This is a genomic window from Microbulbifer sp. SAOS-129_SWC (assembly GCF_039696035.1).
In the GTDB taxonomy this organism is placed as follows: domain Bacteria; phylum Pseudomonadota; class Gammaproteobacteria; order Pseudomonadales; family Cellvibrionaceae; genus Microbulbifer.
On the sequence record NZ_CP155567.1, the window covers coordinates 3114611 to 3140144 of the forward strand.

General features: G+C 56.4%; 14 protein-coding genes. 5 read left to right on the forward strand and 9 right to left on the reverse strand.

What is annotated here, in order from left to right:
* Nucleotides 1-198 precede the first annotated feature (198 nt).
* The 6 genes from ABDK11_RS13565 to ABDK11_RS13590 form a co-directional block, all read right to left on the reverse strand.
* Nucleotides 199-4374 carry a X2-like carbohydrate binding domain-containing protein gene (locus tag ABDK11_RS13565; RefSeq protein WP_346837048.1) on the reverse strand — a complete coding sequence of 1392 codons (4176 nt, stop codon included), beginning with the start codon at nt 4372-4374 and terminating at the stop codon, nt 199-201.
* A gap of 513 nt (nt 4375-4887) precedes the next feature.
* Nucleotides 4888-7788 (reverse strand): TonB-dependent receptor, encoded by a 2901-nt coding sequence (locus tag ABDK11_RS13570; RefSeq protein WP_346837049.1) that lies wholly within the window; start codon nt 7786-7788, stop codon nt 4888-4890.
* Nucleotides 7789-8535: 747 nt separating this feature from the next.
* Nucleotides 8536-10146, reverse strand: coding sequence for a glycoside hydrolase family 2 TIM barrel-domain containing protein (locus ABDK11_RS13575; protein WP_346837050.1), 1611 nt, complete (start codon nt 10144-10146; stop codon nt 8536-8538).
* Nucleotides 10130-11476, reverse strand: a complete 1347-nt coding sequence (locus ABDK11_RS13580) for an AGE family epimerase/isomerase (RefSeq protein WP_346837051.1) — start codon at nt 11474-11476, stop codon at nt 10130-10132. Before ABDK11_RS13580 ends, ABDK11_RS13575 begins: the two co-directional genes overlap by 17 nt.
* Nucleotides 11473-12648: a glycosidase gene (locus ABDK11_RS13585; RefSeq protein ID WP_346837052.1), complete on the reverse strand. Its 1176-nt coding sequence runs from the start codon at nt 12646-12648 to the stop codon at nt 11473-11475. The genes ABDK11_RS13580 and ABDK11_RS13585 overlap by 4 nt, the downstream gene beginning before the upstream one ends.
* A 76-nt stretch (nt 12649-12724) precedes the next feature.
* Nucleotides 12725-14605, reverse strand: coding sequence for a sodium:solute symporter family protein (locus tag ABDK11_RS13590; protein ID WP_346837053.1), 1881 nt, complete (start codon nt 14603-14605; stop codon nt 12725-12727).
* A 252-nt stretch (nt 14606-14857) separates the two neighbouring features.
* Here ABDK11_RS13590 and ABDK11_RS13595 point away from each other — a divergent pair, with 252 nt between their 5' ends.
* From ABDK11_RS13595 to ABDK11_RS13605, 3 genes are all read left to right on the forward strand, one after another.
* Nucleotides 14858-15853, forward strand: a complete 996-nt coding sequence (locus tag ABDK11_RS13595; protein WP_346837054.1) for a LacI family DNA-binding transcriptional regulator — start codon at nt 14858-14860, stop codon at nt 15851-15853.
* Between the two features lie 287 nt (nt 15854-16140).
* A complete protein-coding gene (locus ABDK11_RS13600; protein WP_346837055.1) occupies nt 16141-17283 on the forward strand; it encodes an AGE family epimerase/isomerase in 1143 nt (380 codons plus the stop codon).
* 153 nt (nt 17284-17436) lie between these two features.
* A complete protein-coding gene (locus tag ABDK11_RS13605) occupies nt 17437-18459 on the forward strand; it encodes a hypothetical protein (RefSeq protein WP_346837056.1) in 1023 nt (340 codons plus the stop codon).
* A 63-nt stretch (nt 18460-18522) separates the two neighbouring features.
* On the opposite strand, the gene ABDK11_RS13610 is transcribed toward ABDK11_RS13605, so the two are convergent.
* Together ABDK11_RS13610 and ABDK11_RS13615 are read right to left on the reverse strand one after the other, a co-directional pair.
* A complete protein-coding gene (locus ABDK11_RS13610) occupies nt 18523-20373 on the reverse strand; it encodes a sodium:proton antiporter (protein WP_346837057.1) in 1851 nt (616 codons plus the stop codon).
* A gap of 339 nt (nt 20374-20712) precedes the next feature.
* On the reverse strand, nt 20713-21903 hold the full coding sequence (locus tag ABDK11_RS13615) for a PilT/PilU family type 4a pilus ATPase (protein WP_346837058.1): 1191 nt from the start codon (nt 21901-21903) through the stop codon (nt 20713-20715).
* Nucleotides 21904-22021: 118 nt separating this feature from the next.
* On the opposite strand from ABDK11_RS13615, the gene ABDK11_RS13620 reads away from it, so the two are divergent.
* Nucleotides 22022-23053, forward strand: coding sequence for an aminotransferase class I/II-fold pyridoxal phosphate-dependent enzyme (locus tag ABDK11_RS13620; protein ID WP_346837059.1), 1032 nt, complete (start codon nt 22022-22024; stop codon nt 23051-23053).
* A gap of 470 nt (nt 23054-23523) precedes the next feature.
* Complete coding sequence (locus ABDK11_RS13625) at nt 23524-24270, forward strand: SDR family oxidoreductase (RefSeq protein ID WP_346837060.1); 747 nt, start codon at nt 23524-23526, stop codon at nt 24268-24270.
* A gap of 181 nt (nt 24271-24451) precedes the next feature.
* On the opposite strand, the gene ABDK11_RS13630 is transcribed toward ABDK11_RS13625, so the two are convergent.
* Complete coding sequence (locus ABDK11_RS13630; RefSeq protein ID WP_346837061.1) at nt 24452-25408, reverse strand: DUF4862 family protein; 957 nt, start codon at nt 25406-25408, stop codon at nt 24452-24454.
* Nucleotides 25409-25534: the final 126 nt, after the last annotated feature.

Below are 25534 nucleotides of genomic sequence, written 5' to 3' on the forward strand. Positions count from 1 at the left end.
GGCGAAAAAATCGCTCCTTCCGCCCGCTCGCCAATCGCTTTTGACTCTTGACGAAGAATCTCTATTAGCTGGTTTGTAACACGCATCCATGGAAAACCTGAAAGTATAAAAATCGTACATATCGGCTATCCATAAAAAAGCCGCAACGGATACATCCGTTGCGGCTCTGTTTTCAAATGGTTATTTGACCGATTTCAGCTACTGATTTAACGACTCATAATAAGCGGAGCGATCAGTCAACAGGTCGCATACAGGCTTGTGCAGGTCGATATGGATGATATTGCCCTCCTTGTTGTCGCCGGGAGCGCCAGTTTCGGTTAAGGTCGCTTCTTCCGCGGTGATGGCACAGTACATCTGGAATCCATCATTGTTGGCTGTCCAGCCTCCGGTGGGTTCACCGTAAGGCCCCGCGCACCACTGACATCCATCCAGGGGCGTTTCGCCGTTGCCCCACTCGAGACCGGAGAGCTGCCAGGCGAGCATTCCGCCGATGGCGTCCTTGTTCTGCTCCGCCCGTGCGTACCAATCAACAAATTTCTGGTAACGAGTCTGCAGATCTTGCGTAACAGATGCCTCTGAGGCCACTGGCCAGCTGAATTCGCCGATGTAGGTCGGCTTGCTCAGTTCCCGCCCGACTTCCGCCAGCTGGTCAATATTGCTCAGGGTTTCTGCGTCGGACATGCTCCACCAGGTTGGGTACAAGTGGGCGCTGATGGCATCGATAGTGGGCAGGTCGTTGACGGTCTTGATGAAGTTGAAATCATCTCCTGAGCCATTGTGAGCAAAGGAAGACTCAGCACCAATAGACACCAGTTGGTTGGGCGCCAGGGACTTGATCAGGCTGGAAATATCGCTGGCCCACGCTTTGAATATCTGCGCATCACAGCCGCTGGAACAGCGCGGCTCATTCGCCAGCTCCCACATCATGATTGCGGGATCCTCCGCATAGGTGTAGCCGGTGAGCGGGTTGTGGTGCTGAAGCAGCGCAGTGATAAAGTCTTTAAACTTTGTTACCGAGGATGGCGTGGAGTAATGCGGAGCACCGTAGGAATCCAGATTGCCAAAGTAATTCCAGTAGTCCGCCAGTGACAGTACCAGCTTGACATCGTATTGATGTGCCAGTGCCACATAGTTGTCGAACAGTTCAAAACTGCGATCGACAATCGCCTGCTCCTCCGCGGTACGATTGGCCTTGGTCAGCAGGAAGTCCTCTCCGGATTTCATGTTAATGCAGACACCGTCATGGGTTTTGGTGTCATTACAGAACATCCAGGTGCGTACTGCAGTCATACCCAGATACTTAGCCCGCTTGAAAAAGTCCTCCGCCATCGGTTCCGGTTTGTACATCAGGTAGTACTGGTTGGATCCATTGAAATAGAATGGTCGATTGCCCAGTACGAATTGTGAACCCAGAGTATCCACATAAAAGGGGCCGGGCGCATTGCCAACCTGTACGCGAAGCACTTTCTTGAGGTTGGTGCCCGCTACGCCGATCTCGAGGTCATAAAGGCCGTCGCCGCTGGTAGGAATGACCAGCGGGGTTGCGCCACTGTAGACCTGGGTGGTGCCGCCGTTGACCGCGTAGGTCAGGTCGCCGGTGCCTTCCTTGGTAAAGTCGACAACAATATCTGCACCGCTGATCAGGTTATCAAACGCTTGCGGGCTGTTGACCGCCAGGCTGCCGAGGAAGTTAACGCACAGCTTCTGCACGCTGGCCCAGCCCCAATCGCCGTCACGGTTAATCATACCGATACGGTGAATACCGGCAGTCAGGTTCTGCACAAATTCCATGTCCTGCGGTGCGGTTGCGGGAGTGTCTGGCCACGTCATGTTAGAACGGCCTCCATCGTCCAGCATGAAGGAAACAATTTTGTCACCACCCTCAGTGTTATAGGTAAGCAATACCTGGTATTGCCCCGCTTTCGCCACACTGGCGGTCCAGTATGCCGCACTGCCGTTGGTGCCGGTTACCTTGGCGCGACCATCTTGAACATACGCTCCGCCCTCGAGGGTAACGGTGTTGAGGTCGAAGCAGTCGCCGGTAAGGGCCTGGGTAGCCGTCACCATGAAATCGGCGGTAGCACTACCGTTATAGGTGCTGGTGAATTGCGCACTGTAACTGACTGTCTGGCCGGCCGTCAGGGTCGCGATATAGGACTCATTCAGGGTAAGCACACCACCGCTGTAGCTGTAATCAGTGGCCGGCAGCGCAACGCCATCCGCGTCCACACCGGAGAAGGTGAAGGTACCCGTGTTCAGGCTGAACGCCAGGGCGGTAGGCGCGCCCACATTGACCGTCTGGCTGGCGGGAGAAATGGTCGGCATGACCACCGGTGCGCTATCCACCCGCAGCTCGACGGCCACGGACTGACTGCCCAGGTCGGCGTCGTCAAAAGTGGCCGTCAGTGTGTAAGTGCCCACCGCTAGCGAATTGATGTACCCGCCGCTCAAGCTGAGGCTGCCACCACTCACGGTGTAGTCAGTCCCCGATTGCAACACAGTACCACCGTTACTCAAACTGGAAAAACTGTAGGAACCGGCGTCCACACTGTAGCTGACACTAATACCAGAGCCCGCTTCCACACTTTTGCTGGAAGGAGATACCGAGGGCATTACCACCGGTGCACTCTCTACCCGCAGCTCGACGGATACGGTCTGGCTGCCCAGGTCAGCGTCGTCAAACGTGGACGTCAGCGTATAGGTACCCACGGCAAGCGTGCTGATGTAACCGGACTCCAGGGTCAGGCTTGTCGCGCTCAGGGTGTAATCCACGCCCTGCTGCAACACAGTGCCGCCGTTGCTCAAGCCGGAAAAACTGTAAGAGCCGGAATCCAGGCTGTAACTGACACTGGCACCGGAGCCCGCTTGCACAGTAATACTGGCCGGAGAAACCGAAGGCATGACGACCGGAACGCTATCTACCTGCAAATCCACGGATACGGTCTGGCTGCCCAGGTCGGCATCGTAAAACGTGGACGTGAGTGTATAGGTGCCGACGGCAAGCGTGCTGATGTAACCACCTTCCAGGGTCAGGCTTGTCCCGCTCGCGGTGTAGTCCACACCCTGTTGCAACTCAGTGCCACCATTGCTCAAACTGGAAAAGCTGTAAGAGCCGGTGTCCAGGCTGTAGCTGACACTGGTGCTGGAGCCCGCTTGCACACTGATGCTAGACGGAGAAACCGATGGCATGACGACCGGTGCAGTGTCGACCTGCAGCTCCACAGATACCGACTTGCTGCCCAAGTCGGCACCGTCAAACGTCGCCGTCAGTGTATACGTACCCGCCGCAAGCGTGCTGATATATCCGGCTTCTAAGGTGAGGCTTGACGCACTCAGGGAGTAGTCCACCCCCTGCTGCAACGCGACACCACCATTACTCAATCCGGAAAAACTATAGGAGCCTGCATTGAGGCTATAGCTGACGCTTGTCCCTGAGCCCAGCACCACGCTCTTGCTGGCCGGGCTGAGAGTGGGGTCTTGCGGTACCGCGACGCTCGGGGATACCCGCACATCGCCGAGGAAGATATAGCCCCAATTGCTATTACTGCCGTCTACGCCGATCACCTGGTCGCCAGCGCTCAGGTTGGCCGTGATCGAATAGACTTCCGTCGTTCCATTGGTTATCGGCGTCACCACCTGCTGCGTATTACCGCCGACGTAAAAGGTGTTGGTTTTTTCCCCGTAGGGAGACTCATAGTCGAACTCCACCACATATTCGCCGGATACCGGTGCCGTATAGAGCCATTGCGCTTCGCCGTGTTTGAGTTCGACCTGGCCATTTGTCAGTACGGCATCATAACTGAGCACCGCATCTTGCGGCGTCAATGTCTGCGTCTGCGGCGGGCTGCTAACATCCACCACATTAATGTCAACGGTCAGCGGTGCAGCGCTGGCAAAGTTCAGCTGAAAGCTATAATTACCTACCGTCAGACTGCTCAGGTAAGTAGCGCTGAACGTGAGATCAAAGCTGTTGAGACTGTAGTCACCTGTATCCAGCGGTACCCCCAAACTGCTGTTATCGACCGACACCAGCACGTCGCCATCAGTATTGAGCGTAAACACCACATCGCTACCGCCGCCGCTACTGAACGACCGCGACAGGGGCGAAACGACCGGGACAGGATCCGGGGCGACCCCCGAATCACAATCCTCGATAAAATCCCAGGGTCCCCACTCATCAGTGCGATCGGGCGGCGTGCCCTTGACCCACCACTTCGCCATAAAATGGGCGCTGTCATAGGTCACCAGCTCCCAGCCCTCATATTGAAATTCAGGGTCCCAGGCCGGTGCGGTACAGGCTGCCGCCTGCGCACCGACTGGAACGGCCACCATCGCGGCGAGCGCGAATAACAGGCCCATCATTTTATTAATCATTTCTTTCACCATGGTTTCGCTATTTCTGTTTATTAGAATGAGTTCGCCGTTAACTACACCCTTTGTCGATACAGCTGAAAACGGAGGTAAAAGCAGTGACTGGCTGCCCAGCAAACCCTTTTGCGCGCGCCTCGCGCGCCGCAGTTCACGGCAGCTGTTCCACCGTGCAATGTACCTGGATACAAATGCACCCCGGCCATTGTTCTTTGCCTATTGATGGCTATAAACGGAAGCCTCAGGTAATTCAATAGAAATTAGGCATCGCTGTACTAGCCGTTTACGACGCAGCATTATGAATACTTGCTGCAGACGCATTCCCGCTCTCCGGTGTTTAAAAACGGCTTATAGAATGAACAACTTTTATTAGATTTATTATTTAAAAAGGCCTCCGGCGAGCCGGAGGCAAATGTCGAGAGTCCGACGAACTACGGGAAGGAGAGATAGGGCCACGCGCCATGTGGCCCTGAGAACTAGCTGCGCCTTATGGGCGCCGGTAGTTTCATCGCACAAGGATCAGAATTTGGCGCGAACACCCAGTGTGTAACGCGGTTCATAGGCACTCTGCCACGCTTTCTGATCTTCCCACTGGAGGTAGTATTCCTCCGTTTCTCCTGTGAGATTGGAGCCATTGAGATAGACGGTGATGTCATCATTGATATCGTAACTGATAGAGGCATCCACATAAGTGGTCGGTGCCTGCATCAGGGTAAGGCCTTCGGTACCCCACACCTGGTTGAATGCCACTACACGCTCGCTGCGGTAGTTGTATGCCAAGCGTGCCTGCAGACGCTCTCCTTCATACCAGCCAACAAAGTTGGCCAGTTGCTCGGAGTTGTCTGCAAACGGCAGGTCATTCCCCTCGATATCCACATTGCCGGAATCACTAGGTGAATAGGTGTAGTTCGCATCCACACCGAAGTTGGCCCAGATTCCCGGCAGGAAGTCGAAGGCCTGCTTGGCAGAGAGCTCGAGACCAGACAGTCGGCCACCATCACCCTGAATATTGGTCTGGACATCGGTACTACGACGTACCACACCGTCCTGATCCGGTAGATCCATGCTCACGGAACCGCGCTCGATAAAGCTGTCGATTTCTACCAGAAACATACCGGCGCTCACCATTCCGGAGCCTACATAGTATTCAAGAGAAATATCGAAGTTATCTGCGCGCCAGGGGTCGAGTTTAGGGTTACCGTTCGAATTGGCTGAAATCACCTCGAACACACCTGTGCTGGAGTTGATCGCGTAGGTGGGCGACAAGCCTCCACCCCACTGCTCCAGATTCAGGGGTGACATCGTTTTGGCATAGGCAGTGCGCAGTTTCAGATCTTCACGCAGATCAAATGCAACGTTCAGAGATGGCAGCACATCGGTATAGGAACGGCTGGTAACAAATTCACCACCGTCCACTTCCGGCGCGCCGTAATCGCGGCCAGCCCCGACGATGCGCTGACCGACTTCCAGATCCGTTTGCACCACACGCACACCGAAATTTCCGCTGACCGGCACACCGATATCTGTGGCGAAATTTGCCTGCACGTAGGCCGAAGTTTCCTGCAGGTTTACTGCATAGGTCTGGCCGGGAATGATACCGCGCTCATTGTTCGGATACAGGGAATTGTGGAACGCGACTACATTGTCCATCGCTTTCGGGTCCAGCGCGTAAACCCCCGGAATACCTTTAACACCGCCGAAGTCAGTCACCCATTCCACGTCACCGCCGAAGGAAGAAAGCGGAATGGGTTTGCCAGCAGTGTAGTAGATTCCATTGCCGTCGCCATAGGAACAGCCTCCACCCATTACGACGTCAGTCGCCTTCCAACGCACCAGGCAGCCGTTGTCACCAATCGGTGCCAGCAGGTGGTACTGCTCGTTTTTCGCATCCCGGTCGGAGTAGCGCACGCCGCCATCCACAGACCGGAGGAAACCGGCATCGCCAAGGTCGAAAGAGCCATCAAAGCGGGCAATGGTCATCTCGCCTTCACGGTCGTAATTGTTTTCTGACGACAAGGCACCGACAGAGTAGCCATCCAGGTTACGGACCAGGTCCGGCACGCCGCTCCAGCGGGGTGCATCTCCGCGGTAATCAACTATGATGGACTGGAATGGGTCGGAATAACCATTGGGGTTACTCGCCTGGGAGCCACCCGGGTACTCCGGATACTGCACACCCCACTGGCTGCCATTGGCCATATCGACATCCATATAGCTGTTCAGGTTGCCCTGTTCGGCTCGCCCATGTACCAGTCGGGCAGAGCCGGTAAAATCACCGCCGTTGTCGTAGTTCAGCTCTACATTGATATTGCTGGACTTTGAAACGGTGCTTTTGAGCTCGGAGTAAGATTTTAGGCGGCGACCGTCAGCCTGATAGACCTCCACGGTTTGAATGCCATCGGCACCCTCGCTGGAGACCAGAGGCAAGGCCCATCCCCACTGCTGCCACTTATCCGAGATGGAGATCCCCGCACGGCGATCCTTTTCGTCCATATCCGTGTAGAAGAAGTCAGCCGCCAAATCGAAGCCATTACCGAGATCGGCCTGGAAGGAGCCATTCAAACCAAAACGATCGCGCTCGGTAAATTCGTTGTAGGCAGTGTGCCCCTGATACGCGATATAGCGATCATTGAGGTCGCCGTCACCATTCATATCATTGCCATGATAGTTCCAATTGTCCGCATCACTGCCCGCTTCAGGGGGCATGCCAGACCAGCCGGCATCGGAACCGCCACCGGCCATGCCGTTGTAATAATTTGCAAGATTTACATTGGCCAGAGACGCAGACAGCAGTACGCCGATCTTCTCATTATTCCAGGCAAACAGTCCGGATATGGCGCTATCAGTTTCTCCGGAATCGCGGCCGGTCTGTCCTTCTGCGGCAAATGATGTGGTAGTGCCGCTATCAAAATCCATCGGGCGATGGGTGCGCAGATTCACCATTCCGGTGATACCACCAGAAAGCCGTGAGGCAGTGGGAGATTTGTATACATCGGCGCCGGCAAACAGTGGCGCCGGGATATCGTTAAAATTCGGCTGCACGGTGGTAACTGAACCGGCTCCGAGATAGGACTCACCATTGAGCGTCGTCATCACCTGCGGCATACCGCGTACGTTAATGGTGCTACCCTCACCTGCACTGCGGCGAATCTGAACGCCGGTAATACGCTGCAGGGAGTCGGAGATAGTGACATCCGGCAACTTGCCGATGTCTTCCGCCACGATCGAGTCCACGATAGAAGTAGCGTTACGCTTCGTGTTGATTGCAGTCTCCTGGGACATGCGAATCCCCTGCACCACCACTTCTTCGATTTCACCCGCCCCATCCTGTGCGGACGCAAACTGGGCACCCAACAGGCCATAGGCGGCAACACTTGTAGCCAGAATCATTTGAGCAAACGGCGGTTGTTTTGCCAGCATTTGTTTTTCCCTCAATTATTATCGTGTAGTAACTGCACTCCGCTCGGGAGCCGTCAGGACGAACAACCACTTCGCCTCGCCATCATCGCGTCTGGGACAACCCCAGAAATGTAACCGGTTACAACAAAGACACAAAAAAATTTGGAACTTTCCCGTTCAAGCTGAGCGCCAACCGGTTCTAATCGAGATTATTATAAGGTCTAAAACAGTGCAAACTTTTTTGCTACACAAGACGGTAAAAAGAAGTATCACGCGCCAATAAATGTAACCGGTTACAGATCGTGATCAATCAACCGCCAAAAACTCTTTATCGAGCGCTGCTGTAACAAGCAGAAGTAAGCGCAGCATCCGCCCGCAACAGCCTAACCCTGCATACGCTGACATCGGCGGTTCCCGGTACAGTGACTAACCTGTATAAGCGCGAGCTATTCATACAGAGTGCGCCCGGAAATATTCATTCCTTGAAACAGCGGGGAGAAGAAAGGTCATGGGTACACCACCTGGCATCAAAAAGGAAAGAGACCAGAGGCAACCGCAAGTAGAGGACAGTGAGATCCGGCGAGCGTGATTGCGCGCGCGGCATAGCCCATTCGACCTGACCGCACACACCTGACATTTTACCAGTGCCGATCACTAATTACGCGGCAACAGCATACTTAGTACCTTGCAATCGCACAGTACTTCAAACCAGTTTTATTGATAAAGATTTCCGCTGCAAGATTCCGTAACAACGGATAGGGTTCTTCGTTATTGTGCGCAATAAGGCTGTATATTAGATGGCTCTGATTCGCTGGTCGAATTAACCGCGGTAAGCCGGTATAGAGCGCAGCCTGATTCCGTATCCGAATCTTGCCCTGCCTTAATCGTATAAAGGTTCATGGTTGCGGGATCCCAGCCATTCTCCGCATCAGGCAGCTTATCTCCGAGTAACTTCCATTCGGCCCCGTCGTTTACTGATACATACAGATGGTAATAGCTTCCTGTGGGCACTCCCATCCAGTTGACACCACCCGTTTTGGAGATTGGATACAGCACAGGTGGCTGCGGCACTGGCCAAGCCGTGGAAAATCTTTGCGCCCGCTTACTTGACGAAACCTTTGCCTGCGCCTTGCGTATCATCTGGATGACCGCAAGCTCGTTATTGGCATCGTTCACCGCACTCCCGGGCAGGTGATAGCTCATATAGCCACCAGATTCCCTGTGCCAGTAAAAGCCGCCGGCTTCCCGGTGTCCGCGATACCCCCACACGAGCCCCCCGGCGACAGACGGCTCGGCCAGCCAGGCATCCGTTACTGCCTGCATCGACCCCAGAGGCTGCAGCCCGTACTCACCAATGATCATCGGCTTGTTGAAGGTTTCCGCCAGCTCAGCCTGTTTATGCACTTCGTCGGCGGACATATAGGCACCGTAAAAATGATTTGACTGGATATCGACATTCGGGTCAGCCAGCCCCAGGAATTCACCCTGCTCAATGCTGGCGGAACCTGGAGCATTGACCGAGTCCGCCTGTTGATCTCCATCTATCACGAGTTGATTGGGTGCGAGCCCCTTGAACAGTGCTGCCGTTTTCGCTAGAAATGCCTTGTTTGTTCCACGAAGTTCATTTCCAGTTTCCCAGGCCATAATGGCCTTTTCTTCCCGGTACTCACGACCGGTGCAAGTATTCTTTCGGGTTAAAAGTTGCTCGATAATATGCTGGTAAGCCGCGTAGGTTTTGCTGTCTATATCGTAAAGTGGACCACTTTCCTTGGTATCCTGGTCAGCCTCTCCCACCATTTGCGCCAATTCCCGTTTACCGCCCCACCAACTCCATTGGTCGATTACCGGGATGATCAGGCGTAAACCGTAGATGTCGGCGAGATATATAAGGCGGTCCATCACTCGCATGGCCTCTTCATTGAGTCCAATCTCGCCGGTCTCCTTGTTTTGCATAATATGCGCCGGCATATTCGCGCGCACTGATGCTGGCAGGGAAATATCATCCACGGACAATGTGTAAATCCGGGTAACGGTATGGCCGCTGTAGACCAGGGCCTGAACCCAATCGCTCTGCTCTCTTGCGGTCGGCCAACGGAAATGGTCCGACTTTCCAATGCGACTATCGGCAGAGGCCACATCGTCTTCGATGCGGTGGAGTTCAGTGGCATGCAGGCCAATAAATCTCAGGGGGCGATTTCCGTCCAAAAGGCGGATACCGTCGCGCGTGACAAAATGCTGGAAACCCGGAAATGGCTCCACATTCGGATTTCCTGGCGGCACAGCACAATGCGCAGGCAGAGCGGCGGATTTCTCAAACTCACAGCCACCCAGCATCACGGCAATGGATATGGTCAGTAGTAGGCTATGAAGTCGTCGCATTTCTCTTCTGTTCGCTGCGCTGGGTTTTAGTTAATGCTGCAATATCCCCAAGGCGCCGCAATACTTCCATCATTGCACGCCCATTATGGTAAGGGCCTTTCCAGAAACCCAGTTTGTAACCCTGATGTTCTTTCAAACGGTCAAGTGAGGCATAATATAGCCACTCACCGTGTTCCCAATCGATCTGGTGATTCTTGATGAATTTCCACACCTTCTCAAACGCCGTTTTGAAGCGGGGGTCGCCGGTCATTTGCCACATATTCAAGAAACCGACTAGAGCCTCAGCCTGCACCCACCACTCGGAATCCAAATGGCGGCACTGGGCGTTGAAATCGAAGGTATCCAGAACCTTTCCCAGATATCCAACGCCCTCCTCCATACAGGAGCGACCCAATGCTTCAACAATGGGCTGGTACTTTTCCCGGTATGAAAAATCACCCAGCACTTCCAGTGCCTCCGCGAGCAGCCAACTCCCTTCGATATCGTGGCCATAGGAGTAACTTGCAGACACATCCCGCCAGTCATCTTGTAAAAATAGTCGTAGGTGACCGCTTTCCCGGTTATAGATTTTTTCACAGAACCAGTCGATGCTGCTCTTCATTGCCAGCGCAACTTCTTCTGTGGGCACCACGCGATAGAGAAGGGTATAGGCTTCCAACACATGAAGGTGGTTGTTCATGGTTTTCGGCGCATTCAGGTCTTTGTCACTTAAGCGGTAATCTGACACCGGTTGCCATTCACGTGTGACCGCTTCAAGGTACCCTCCCAGCTTGCGATCGACGCAGTGCCGCTCAATCAGCCGGAAGTAAGAAAGTGCCAGATCCAGCGCCACCGCATCCCCGGTCAAACGGTAATAGTTCGCATAGGCGTAAATACAAAATGCCTGGGCGTAAGTCTGTTTTTTGCCTTCTTTCAATTTACCGGTGTAATCCAGGGACCAGAAGGCACCACCAGAAACGGGATCATGGAATTTCGCAGTCAGGTAGTCAAACGCACGGGTGGCCAGTTGGCGATATTCCTCGATATTGGATGCATCCACTTCCGGATCATCCTGCATCAGCAGGCTTATCTCACTGAAGAACCACAGAATACGCGCATTCAGAACGATACTCTTATCTGCGTGCGGTACCGGATTGCAGGTCACACTCACTTCGCCGAGAAATCCACCATTTTTGGTATCCACGGCATGGGATTTCCACCACTCGGCAATATGCCTCAAATGTCGACGAAACTCCGGCAAATACCTCGACAGGTCAATACCCGAGTGTGCGATGCTTGCTACTTGCATTGGATAGATGCCTTCGATGTTATCTGCCGCGGTAACTTTCACAGGTCTCGTAGCACTGCGGCATTGCAATCAATCAACTCGATACGCGCCGCCACAGACGCAGCGGAACGCAAACCGTCCTCCGGAGTATTCACGCAATAATCCACCAGCTGTTCGACCGTTGAGGTCGCCACATGCAAGCGCGTGTCAGAGGAAGCGTAATAGATAAACACCCTGCCCTGATCTTCGATCCAACCATTGGCAAAGGTGACATTGGATACATCACCAACCCGCTCGCTGCCCTCCGGTGCGAGAAAGTGCCCACCGGGCAGGTGCGTAACTTCCCATGGGCGCTGTGAGTGAGTCATGAACATGTAAAGAACATAGCGCAGTCCGGCTGCGGTGTTACGCACCCCATGCGCCAGGTGCAACCAGCCCCGGGCGGTCTTGATCGGCGCGGGACCTTGGCCATTTTTCACTTCCTTGATGGTGTGATACTCCTTGCTATCCACCAGCACCTCTTCGCGGATCTCCGCCTTTTCTATGGACTCGGTCAGGCCCCAGCCGATGCCTCCGCCGCTCCCAACACTGATAAAGCCATCCTGCGGGCGGGTATACAGCGCATACATCCCATCGACAAACTCAGGGTGCAAAACCACGTTGCGCTGCTGGCCACTGTGGGTAACCAGATCCGGCAGACGCTCCCAGGTTTTCAGGTCACGGGTACGGGCAATGCCACATTGGGCAATGGCAGCGGTGCTATCGTTGGGCCGGGTATGGTCCTTGCGCTCGGTGCAGAAAAGACCGTAAATCCAACCATCTTCATGCCGGGTGAGGCGCATGTCATACACGTTGGTATCGGGATTCCCGGTTTCCGGCATCACAACCGGCTTTTCCCAGAAGCGAAAGTTATCGACGCCGTTATCACTCTCCGCAACAGCGAAGAATGACTTGCGATCCACACCTTCCACGCGCACCACCAGGAGGTATTTCTCATCAAGCTTGATCGCACCGGAATTCAGGGTCGCATTTACACCCAGGCGCTCCATAAGGAACGGATTGCGAGCCTCATGCAGGTCATAGCGCCACGCGACAGGCGTATGATGGCGGGTGATAATCGGATTCTGCCAACGCTGGTAGATCCCATTCCCGTCTTCTGCCGCTACATTTTTCCTGCTTAGCAGGGCTTCCTGCCGGGCGATTAGAGCGCGGACTTTATCCAGGTGACTAGACATAATTCACTCGGCTACTATGTGATTTTCGGTACTGATTCATTGCTAATTCAGGCATTAAAATACCAGACATTAATGCTCAGCCAGATGCAGCTATCGGCCTCTGCTCTGCGCCACTGCCAGGATTTTCGATTTGCTCGCCCAGCTCCGCATCGGGGTCATCGCGCATCAGTCGATACCAGTTTTTCCACAACACGTAACTGGTCAGTACGATCACGCCCATGGCAATGGCGAATTCCTGCCACCGCTGTATCACCATAAAAATGGGAGCAGCCGTAAGTGCGGTATGCCAGACAAGACCGACCGCACAGTTGGCGAGGTCGCGCTTGCAATCGGTATTGCGTTTGAGATACGGGTGCTTCGACAGCAAGGCCTGATGAACCGGCTTCCAGAATCCCCAGGGGCGGGTTTTAAAGTAAAATCGCTTGAGGGTTTCCATGTCTTCCGGCTCAGTCAATAACGAACCGGCGACACTTGCGACGAGGCACAGCGCAAACAGCGCGGGAAATGCGTAGAGTGGGGAAATATCGGTAAACATCATGGGAATGGCCGCCAGCAGGCCGGCCAGCATGCCGTAAAAGTAACCGAAACCGGTCATACGCCACCAGTACCACTTGAGAATATTTGCCGCGGTATATCCACCATACAGCGCGCTCACGATCCAGAGGATGATGGAATTGAGAGACGGCGCAAACAGGCCAATGCCAGTGCCCAGAATCACGAAGGTGACGGATACCAGATAGCTCATGCGGACATAAGTTTTCTCACTGGCATTCTTATTGAAATACCGCTTGTAGATATCGTTTACCACATAGGCCGGCGCCGAATTGGTTGTCGCCGCAAATGTCGACATAAAAGTGGCCAGCAATCCGGCCAGTACCAGCCCAAGCAATCCCGCCGGCACATAATTGGCGAGCGCGAATGGCAGAATTTGCTCAAAGTCCACGCTTTCGCCCATTACACGCAAGTCGTCGACAAAAAACACCAGGGCAAGAATGGTCAAGCCTGTGATCATCATGTAGCGGGGGAATAGCAGCACCAGGTTTACCAACCAGCTCATTTTCGCGGCCTCTACCGGAGTTCGGGCAGAGAGAATCCTCTGCATGTCGTAGTTAGGCGCCGGCCCCGCGATGCTCTGCAAAATACCTTTGAGCAAAACCAGCATGAAAAATATGGAGAAAAGGGACCAGCCATCGTCAACGATACGCTGATTGGCGCTATCGAGAATACTGCTCCAATCCAGATCGAGCGTACGTCCGAAGCCCATGCTGAACCAACCTTCCGGTACGGCCGCGTGCAGCATTTCCGGGGATACCTGGTACATGGCAATCACGCCGATCGCCACACAGGCAATCGTCATGATGAAAAATTGCATCACCTCGGTGAGCACGACCCCGAACATGCCACCTTTCACGACATATACGGCTGTGATCGCCGTAAGAATCAGGCCATAGTAAATCTCGTTGCTGTGTGGATCTGCTGAAAGCTGCCAGGGCATAAACGCTACAGCAAATTTACCAATACCAACAAAACCATAGGCGAGATATCCGAGCACCACTAATAGTGCAAACCCGACAATCACCAGATGGGAAAGCTCTGCACCGCGGCCTTCTCCAAAGCGAAAGCGAATCCAGGCAGCGCCGGTCATAACACCGGAGCGACGCAACCAGATGGACAGGAAAACCATCAGGAAAACCTGATTGAACGCAGGCCACAACCACGGAATGTAGATACTCTTCAGACCGTATATAAACAGTAGGTACACCATCCACATGGTCCCGGAAATATCAAACTGTCCGGATGCGTTGGATAGCCCAAGGTAGTACCACGGTAATTTGTTACCACCGAGAAAGTAGCTCTGAATGTTTTTCGAAGCCTTGCGGGATACCCAGAACCCGATAAACAGCGACGCAAACAAATACAGCCCGATAACCACAAGATCTATTGGTGCAAGGCTCATAGGCGCCTCTTCCCTCTATCATCGCTTGGCGCGGCAATAATCCAACGCTCTTATTTTATTAGGGCAACCCGACGCAGACATTCTCGCCGAAGTCACCAGAAACACCAATGTAACCGGTTTCACTAAAATGTGCTAGAGCTTTATCACATTTTCCGGTAACTTTTCAGCGCCCCCAGGGAGACGGTAGCCGTTCCCTTTGCGGACAGGCCGCACCCCCGGTAGCGGCGCCCCAGACACCTATGGTCAGAGATTATGTCGAGCATTAGGGAAGTGTCGCGGGTAGCGGGCGTCTCCATCGCCACGGTTTCACGCGCACTCAGCACACCGGAAAAAGTCTCCAAGGAAGCATTGCGCAAGGTGCACGAGGCCGTTAAGAAGGTGGGTTACCGCCCGAACATGATGGCGCGTAACTTCCGGGCAGTGCGCGCTTATTCGATCGTTGTACTCGTACCCAACCTCTCCAACCTGTTCTTCGCCACGGTAATTCGTGGCATTGAGGATGCCGCCCAGCAAAAAGGTTATAGCGTCCTGCTCGGCGACACTCGCGATTCCATTGCGCGCGAAGAGGAGTACACCCGGTTGGTGGAGACCCGCCAGGCCGATGGCATCTTGCAGCTGCGCCCACATATTCCCGGCAAGTCCCTGGAACCGAAGCCCGATATACCCATCGTGTCAGCAGCCGGCTGTGAAGACACGCCTTACCCTTCCGTGCGCATTGACAATGCCGGCGCGGCCGAAGAAGTCGTCGATTACCTGATAGCCCAGGGGCATCAGCGGATTGGCGTACTCGCGGGGCTCTCGGACAACCCTCACTCCAGGGATCGCCTGCTGGGATACAGAACCAGCCTCAAGCGAGCGAGCATTCCACTGGATGAAGACCTGCTGGTAAATGGTGACTTCACCATGGGCTCAGGCCTGATGGCGGCAAGCCATTTTGCGCGCATGAAGAACCGCCCTACCGCCATTTTTTCCATGAACGATGAAATGGCGATCGGCTGTATCCAGGGCCTGAAGAGCGCAGGCATCAAGGTTCCTCAGGAAATGTCCATCACCGGCTTCGATGACATCGAATTTGCCCGCTACAGCGATCCGCCCCTCACAACGGTGTCCCAGCCGGCAGAAGAGCTGGGACGGGCCAGCTTTAACACGCTGCTCGAGCTGATAGAGGGCAAGGAGCTGCAGCAGACGGAAACCGTACTGCCCTACGACTTTGTCGTGCGCAAGAGCACCCCTCCCCTCCCGCGCTAATGCGGCGCCAGGGGTAATTACCCTGCGAAACCCCATGAGCATGCCGCGATGGCGCATATCCGGGCGCCCGGGCCAACGCCCCCTCCCCCCGCATTTACATCCACATTGAACCCATCCAATACATATATTTGTAACCGGTTACATTACACTGCATAATACTGCTGCAGAAAAAACCGCTGCGAGTCTTAACGCAATATGTAACCGGTTACAAACCCAATAAGTCGCCAGAGAAGGGCAATACGATGTGTGCGAATATCAAACACTGGGCTCAACAGTTGGAGAACTGGATGACCACCGCCGCCCTGCCCCTCTGGATGATGCAGGGTTTTGACCCCGCAAGTGGTAGTGCTCACGAGCGCCTCACCCCTGATGGGCGACCTGACACCAATTGTCCCAAGCGCGTCAGAGTCCAGGCTCGGCAGATGTTTGTAATGGCATGCGCCAGCAAGCGCGGCTGGATCGATGGTGCGGAGGGTATCGTGTCTGCCCTGGATCAATTCGTAACCCGCTACGCTCAGCACCCCAGTGCACCGCAGGTGTATGTGCATGTACTCAACAGTGAAAATGGTGTTCATGATCCGCGACAGGATGTTTACGACCTGGCCTTCTTTCTTCTCGCCTGCGCCTGGCGATTCCGCGCGTTCAATGACAGCAGCGCATTGCGTAAAGCCGAGGCGCTGATACAGCACCTGGATATATACATCAAAGGCCCCCGGGGCGGCTGGCTGGAAGGAGATTACAGCACTGAAATTCGGCGGCAAAACCCCCACATGCACCTGCTCGAGGCATTTATTGCCCTGTACGATGCTACCGGTGATGGGCGCTGGCTGGCCCGGGCGGGCGAAATTTTCGCGCTGTTTGAAAATAGCTTTTACGATAGCCATAACGGCGTGTTGCTGGAGTATTTCCACCACGACTGGCAGCCCCTCAGCGAAGACGAGGGCCAAGAAGTGGAACCCGGGCATATGCTCGAATGGGTCTGGTTACTACACCAGTACAGCCAGCGCAGTGGCGCGCCCGTCGGGCGCTACACCACAACCCTGTACCAGCGCGCACTACAATTGGGAACGGAGCCGGAAACCGGCCTGCTTTACGATGCGGTTTCCACCCGGGGCAGGATACTGAAAGCCAGCAAACGCTGCTGGCCGCTGACAGAGCTCATTAAAGCGAGCCTTTGTCACGCCATTTCCGGCGACCGGGAGGCGGAAGCCAATGCTGCACGCGGCATTCAGCTGCTCTTCCAGTACTACTTCAACGAGAAAATTCCGGGACTCTATGTCGACCAGCTCGATGCAGAGAATCGGGTAGTTAATCACCTGGCCCCCGCCAGCACCCTTTACCACCTGATGATAGCCACTACCGAAGCCGTGGACTATTGCGCTGCCGCGCAACTGAAAATGCGCGCAGAATATGGTGTCGTTTCAGGTTGATGCCTTCAAAGCAACCCTCTATGACTTACTGACCAGCCATTTGACATGCCGTTTGCCATTTGTGCCGGGAAGCGCTCCACAGCCACTCGACAAGCGTGTGCTCCCTGACTATGCCTATGCTTTGCTACCGAAAAACCGGCAAGGTCCCGCGGCATGAACCCGATACTCTCCCGACTGATCTACAGCTTGCTATTCCTGGTGGCCGGCTTCTGCCACGCTAGCCCGGCGTATTTTATCGACACCCCCGAGTTACTGCGTGTGGCGCAGGACGCTGTCCATAGGACTTATCCAGAGATCCCGAAATCGGAACTGGTAGCAAGCGACGACACCGTCCAGTTTTCCTGCACTCCGGGGCAGAAGCGCTATCTGCAGGAGGAAGCGGCGAAGCAGTGCCTGAAGAATCCATTCTCGCCGACACCGTGTAGTGTGCAAATCCGTTTTATGCTTCGCTCAACAATGGAGCAAACAACCACGGCGTATAAAAATGGCCAGTGCCATTTCAGTACCCGCTATCGCCCGGTCATTGTCGAGTTCTTTCAGGATGGCGCGTCTCAGGTAAGGCGCCCGGAGATCCAGTTTTCATCCGGAGACGTGGGAGATTGCAGCGCCGACCATACACCGGAGGAAATAGCAGATCTGGCCCGGGCGCATGAAGCCCTTCTGGAAAAAGAGTACGCAACGGCCACGCCAGCATTGGGCACAGAAACCTTTGTACATCCGGATGGCTACTTTATGGTGGACTACCAGACGTTGTTTAAAAATGCGCAGAACGCCATCCTGCAGCGCTTTCCGCAGGAGAAAACCGCAGACCTGCACCTTACCGATGCCGATTTCAGCTTCGTGTGCGACGACAGTATTCACTGGAAACCTGTAGATCGGTGGACGCTGCAGTTGCCCTCGCAAAAGGAAAGTACGGGTTTGTGTTATAGCGCTTTCACCTTTGTGCGCGGCAGCGGCGCCATCGAGGAAGTTGTGGATTCCCGCTCTCCGACCAAAATGTGCCGTTCCGTGATTCCCGACGAGGGCTACTATGTGCGGGTGTACAGTGATGGTACCGCCGAGGCAAGGGTAAGCAGCATCGGCTATAGCCGCGAGGGCCCCTGCGACAGTATCAACGGTATACCGTCAGTTGATGAGGCTATCGCCCAGTATCGCCAGGCAAGCGCCACTGACTGAGGCGTGAGGATTCAGTCAGTGGCGGTACTTTCAGCCAACCGGCAGCCATACAACACTGCCGAGCTAGCTCGTCGATATGCCACCGCCTGATGCCGGCGCACTTACGGCTCTTTCCGCGCCCTCTTCCGGTAGGATCAAGCTGGCAATACGCCACTCGGGCTTGAGGGTAAACTCGTGCGAGATGGTGAAGATATGAATCTTACCCTGCGGATCCTGGGCATAGAGCCAGGTCGCGCGGTTGCCGTAGGTTTCCCGGTAATCCTCCAGCGTGAAGGTTTCGGTGAGGCGCGTGGTCCTGATGGTGGCGCCTCTCGCCACCAGACTGGCAAGGCGGCCGTAGGTTGCGTTCTCCGAGAAGAGTTCCAGCTTTTTGGCGTAGTCTTCCGACACCTGGTGGCTGGCGCGCTCCTCCTGTTCACCGTGGCTCAGCCCCAATACCGTGTCTTTGCCCAGCAGGTGCTCGAAGTGATAGGCCACCAGCGGATTGAGCTGCTTGTAGGGTGACAGCACCAGCACCTTGCCCACCGCGGAGAGGTCCATGGTCAGGCTGGCGTGCTCCGAGATCGGGTTGCCGTAGTAACTGGGGATATTCTCCATGCGCGCCTCGCGTATGGCATCCCAGTTGGTATCGGCAATGATGACGGGTACGTCTTTTTCCATCAGGTCTTTGGCCAGCATGCGCGCAAACCTGCCGCCGCCGAAAATCAGGTAACCGTCGGGAAAGCGGGCGCGTACCCCCAGCAATTTGGCGATGGCCTTGGCAGTGAGACTCTGAAAGACAACGGTGACAATAATCACCAGGAACACCATCGGCACCAGCAAATCGGATTTTGCCACGCCCAGCGAATCGAGCTTCAGGGCAAACAGCGCCGACACCGCGGCGGCAACGATACCGCGTGGCGCAATCCAGCCGAGCATCACCAGCTCGCGCCAGTCCAGCTCCGATTGCCGTGATGACAGGAACACGGACAGCGGCCGGGCAATAAACATGATCGCCACCAGCACCAGTATTGCCCCCCACCCCAATTGCGCAAAGGTGAAAAATTCCACGCGCGCGGCAAGCAGGATAAACAGCGCTGAAATCAGTAATACGCTGAGGGTTTCCTTGAACTCGAGAATGTCGTCGACATCCAGGTCTTTCATGTTGGCCATCCAGATACCCATCACGGTAACGGTAAGGAGGCCGGATTCGTGTGTTATCTGGTCGGAGGCCGCGTAGGCACCAAGCATCAGGGTAAGCACGGTGGTATTGCGCAGGTAGTGCGGTACCCAGTTGTTCCGGAGCAAGATGCCAAGGAAGAACCCCAGCAGTGAGCCGAGCCCCAGACCGATGCCTACGGCCTTAAGGAAGAACAGCAGCGTGTGCTCGAATGCGCCCTGCGCCACCAGATACTCGTACACCAGGACCGCGAACAGTGCACCGATGGGGTCGATCACAATGCCTTCCCAGCGCAGGATATTGGAGATCCGCGTATTCGGGCGCATCGAGCGCAGCATCGGCACGATGACGGTCGGCCCGGTCACTGTGACAATGGCGCCAAAAAGTGCCGCCAACTGCATGGGCATGCCGATCAGGTAGTAGGCGGCAGGCGTGGCGATCAGCCAGGTCACCAGGGCGCCGAGGGTACACAGATTGCGCACCATAATGCCGTGGCCGGCGAGGTCGGAGAGCTTGAGTGTCAGTGCCCCCTCAAACAGGATAATCGCGACTGCCAGCGACACCAGCGGGAACAGCAGGTCGCCGAACAGCGCATCGGGGTCGAGCAGGCCGGTCATCGGCCCCAGCGCAAGTCCGGCCAGCAGAAGCGGCAGAATCGCCGGCAGCTTGAGCATAAAGGCCAGGTACTGACAAGCAATCGAGACGATGCCCACCATCACCAGCTGTACCATGGGGTTCGAGAGGATTTCTTGCATAGAGCGGACTGGCCGATTGCGGTACGTGGTGGAGCCAGAGAGTATAACGTAGTGAATCGCGGCGAAAATTCAATCACGCGGGTGTACCGGCGGAGCGGTTTCCGGCTGGGGATTCGCTGGTGGGGAAATAAACCGGCGCAGAGCCGGACGGCGGGATTGATCACACCAGACAAGCAGGCGCCAGAAGTTGGCGCTGGCGCGGCGAAATTGCGCGCTATCCATCTAGCGGAGGGTCAATACGTGGGCGGGGACGCAGCGCCGCCCACACTCAGCCCGTGTGGAAGCGCTGGAACGGGAAAGCCGCCGCCGGTATCCCCGGCCGGGCGGCAATGGCAGGGCTCAGGATCCGAACTGTTCGAGTTCTTCCTCTTCGTCCAGGGCTTCCAGAGACAGCTCCAGGCCGCCGCCGGCCTGACCGCCTTCGCGGCTTTCCGTCTCGCTTGCTGCGGCCGCCGCCTTGGGCTTCTTGCCCTCTTCATAGAGTTTGATACGCAGGCGCAGGTTGTTGGCGGAGTCGGCATTGCGGATGGCATCGTCGTGACTGATACGGCCTTCCACGTACAGTTTGAACAGCGCGCCGTCGAACGTCTGCATACCGAGGTTTTCCGACTTCTGCATGATCTCCTTGATGGAGTGGAACTCACCCTTGAGAATCAGCTCGTTAATCGTCTGGGTGCCCAGCAGAATCTCTACCGCGGCACAGCGCTTGCCATCGACGGTGGGGACCAGGCGCTGGGACACAAACGCGCGGATATTCTGCGACAGCGACATCAGCAGCTGCGGGCGGCGCTCCTCGGGAAAGAAGTTGACAATACGGTCAAGGGCCTGGTTAGCGTTGTTGGCGTGGAGCGTGGAGATCGCCAGGTGGCCGGTTTCGGCAAAGGCGAGTGCATGCTCCATGGTTTCCCGGTCGCGGATCTCCCCGATCAGGATCACATCCGGCGCCTGGCGCAGGGTATTTTTCAGCGCAGCGTGGAAGCTGCGGGTATCCACCCCTACCTCGCGCTGGTTGATCACACTCTTCTTGTGCTTGTGCACATACTCCACCGGGTCTTCGATGGTGATGATATGACCACCACTGTTGGTGTTGCGGTGATCGATCAGTGCGGCCAGCGAGGTGGATTTTCCGGAACCGGTACCGCCGACAAACAGCACCAGACCGCGCTTGGCCATCACCACTTCTTTGAGGATTTCCGGCAGCTTCAGGTCGTCGAACTTGGGAATCTCGGTGACGATATTCCGCGCAACAATGGATACCTGATTGCGTTGCCAGAAGATGTTGATGCGAAAGCGCCCGACATTGGGGATCGTCATCGCCAGGTTCATCTCCAGCTCGCGCTTGAACTCCTCTTGCTGCTCGGCATCCATGATCTCCATCGCCATCTTTTCGATCTGCCCCGGACCCAGCGGCTCCTTGCTCAGCGGCTTCAGAACGCCCTGGAATTTGGCACAGGGCGGTGCACCGGTACTGAGATAGAGGTCGGAACCGTCATTTCTGGCGAGTACGCGAAGGTAGCCGGTAAAATCCATCGATACATATCCTGCTGATCGGTAAAACTTCGGGCGCGCAGCTTATCGAAAACGGCGATTACTGGTAAAGTGAATTTTTTTGAGTAGCCACTAGGGCGAATAAACGGCGGAGGTAACGATGAGTCAATACAGCTTCCTCGACGACTACAGCGAAGGGTGCCATCCCGATATCCTCGCCGCACTGGCCGACACCAACCTGGTACAGCAGACCGCCTACGGCAATGATGATTACTCCGAGCGGGCGCGGGCGCTGATTCGGGAGCAACTGGGCAGGCGCGATACACCGGTCTATTTTGTCTCCGGCGGCACCCTCGCCAATATCATCATTACCGCGAGCGCGCTCAGACCCCACGAGGCAATCATCGCTGCCAGCACCGGGCATATTGTCGGCCGGGAAACCGGCGCTATCGAAGCCGCCGGGCACAAGATCATCACCGTGGCCACTGCGGATGGCAAACTGACACCGGAGGATATTCGCTCGGCGCTGGCGAACAACGCCCACTACCCGCATATGGCCAAGCCACGCCTGGTATATATCTCCAATGCCACCGAGCTCGGCACCGTCTATACCAGGGCGGAGCTGCGCGCCCTGGCGGAGAGCTGCCGGGCCAACGACCTGCTGCTGATGCTGGACGGCGCGCGCCTGGGTGTGGCACTGACCACCGAGGCCAGCGACCTGACGCTGGCGGAGATCGCCGATCTCACCGATATCTTCTGGATTGGCGGTACCAAGGCCGGAGCGCTGATCGGCGAGGCGATAGTGATTCCGAATGCGCAGCTGGCGCACGAGTTCGACTTTCATATCAAGCAGCGCGGCGCGCTGCTCGCCAAGGGGCGGCTACTGGGGCTGCAGTTTGCCACCCTGTTTTCCGGCCAGCTGTTTTTCGCGCTCTCCGCGCACGCCAACGCCATGGCGCAGAAGATTTCCCGGGCGATTACCGCAAGCGGCTACGCGCTGGCCTCGCCCACCCAGAGCAATATGATTTTTCCCATTCTGCCGGACGCGCTGCTGGAGAAGCTGCACCAGGACTACGAGTTCCATCTCTGGAGCAAGGCGGACGACGAGCATGCGGTCATTCGCCTGGTCACCTCCTGGGCGACCGATGAGGAGCAGGTGAACGCGTTTATCCGCGATATCAGCGAAAAATAATCAGTGCCGGCGCCCCTATTTTTTGATCGATTTTAACAGCGGGGCGGAAAGGGAAATTTAACAAAAGAAAGACGCAAGGCAAGCGTGCCGGAATTGCAGATACTGCCCCTCGGCACCACGTATTTTATTGCTGTTTCCGCGTGAAAAATTAGCTGCCCGAAAATCAGACCACGGAGGCCACGCTGCGCTCACTGCGCGCAGAAGGTGCGAGCGGAGTGACCGGCCTCCTCTTCATTTCACTCATACCCTGCCCCCTGCCCCCTGCCCCACAACCACACCATGCTTCGCATCAGCGCCCCCCGGATAATGCCGGTTTCCGCCCAAACCCTTGCCCCAGCCAGCAGAGGTTCATCGGAATAGGCAAGAATGCCAGAGGAATATCGGTCGCGACGCACCCGCGCGGCAGGGACAATGCGCCTACGCTGAATACCCACAGCGAATCCGACTCACAATCTCCAGGAGTTATGTCTATGAGTAACAACATCGAAGGCAAAGTCGTTGTCATCACCGGCGCCAGCAGCGGCCTGGGCGAGTCGGCCGCGCGCCACCTGGCCACAGAAGGCGCCGTCCTGGTGTTGGGTGCCCGCCGTACCGAGCGCCTGCAAACGCTGGCCGATGAAATCAACCGGGCCGGCGGCAAGGCCATCGCCGTCACCACCGACGTCGTCAAGCGCGACCAGGTAGAGGCGCTGGTACAGGCGGCTGTGGATACCTACGGCCGTGTCGACGTTATGCTCAACAACGCCGGTATCATGCCACAGGCGCCGCTGGAGCAGCTGCGGGTGGATGAATGGGACCAGCAGATCGACGTCAACATCAAGGGCGTGCTTTACGGCATCGCCGCCGCCCTGCCGCACATGCAGCGCCAGAAATCCGGCCACATCATCAATGTCTCGTCGGTTGCTGGACACAAGGTACTGCCGCCGGGCACGGTCTACTGCGCGACCAAGCATGCGGTGCGCGCGATCGCGGAAGGCCTGCGCATGGAAATGACGCCGCACAATATCCGCAGCACCATCGTCTCGCCGGGCGCCGTGGACACGGAGCTCAACAATTCCATCAACGACCCGCAGGTTGCCGAGGGCATGAAGGCGTTCTACAAGGCGGTGGCTATCCCGGCCGACGCTTTCGCACGCGCCGTGGCCTTTGCCATCAGCCAGCCGGAAGAGGTGGATATCAACGAGATATTGTTCCGCCCGACTGCGCAGGAAGTGTAAGCGTCGATCCGTTTCATGCGGATTGATCTGGGCAGGCGCAGCACTGGCTGCGCCTGCCCAATAACCGCGCCGTTATCGCGTTCACTCATCGGCAACGCCGCAATACCGTTACGGCTGTCTAGATAGCGACTCTCCTTCCGATCAACCGCAACAGCGGCCAGAATCAACGGCCGTCCGCGGTTTACCCGCCTATCTTATCCAGGATGTGCAGGGTCCCATCGATAAACGCCAGCCGCTCGGCCACGCTGAGAGCGTGCGGGCGCACCGAAATCTTGACCCCGACAAAGTCGAGCGCACCGGCAGCCTGCAGGCAGCGGCGGAACTCCGTTTCCGTCAGCAGTGAGCAGGGCTCGAATGCGGGGATATCGAATGCCTGTGCCGGCGGCATATGGGTGTCGCGCCAGGCCCCGTAGCGGCTCTCCTGCCCCGACACCCCGGAAAACATCAGCCCGCGCAGCAAGCCGGCCGCCTGCGCCGCCTGGATGTGCTCCACCGGCCCATCCACGCCGCGCGCTTCCAGTGCGGAGCGGCCCCAGTTGATACACAGGCCCAGCGGTTTGCCGGCGTTGCGGTTGGCTGCGGCCAGTGCCTCGATTTCCGTGGCAAGTGGCAGAAAGCCCTTGTCGGCGTCCTGCCCGGCGACCTTGGCATCGCAGTGCTCAAGCACCAGCTCGGCGCCGTCCCAGTCCCACGAGGCCAGGGTTTCCAGTGACGCGGTCAGGGCGGCCACATCGGGCGTTTCTTCCCCGGTCACCCGCGGAGCGGCGTGGATCAACAGCCCGGTGACGGCCTGGCGGCCCAGATGGCGGTTGAGCTTGTGAATGGCCTGCCGCGCCTGCTCGTAGAAGTCCAGCGCCGCCTGCCGCCCGGCCTCATCGGCGGACGCGAGACCGAAGCCGGCATCAGTGCCGAGGCGCTGCATGACGCCCGGCATACCGGTAAATACGAAATCCCACTGTGGATCGATATTGGCCAGAAACCAGTCGTCATCCTCCGGGTGCAGCGCACCGGTGAACGGGTGCTCCAGCCCGCGGACATTCGCCATCGCCTTCAGGCCGGCGAAATATTCGGCCTGGATGGCGGGATCCCAGGATTCGGTGACCGGGGCAGTGGCGTAGGCCCCAACGAAATAGCCCATAGTGTTTTCCTGTTGCTGCTGGTGTGGCTTTCACTCCAGTGGTTATGCGGGGCCCAAGCGTCACGCAAACGCCGGACTGCGCAAAAACAGGAGTTTACCACTGCTGCGAAAGTCCCGACGCTCAAG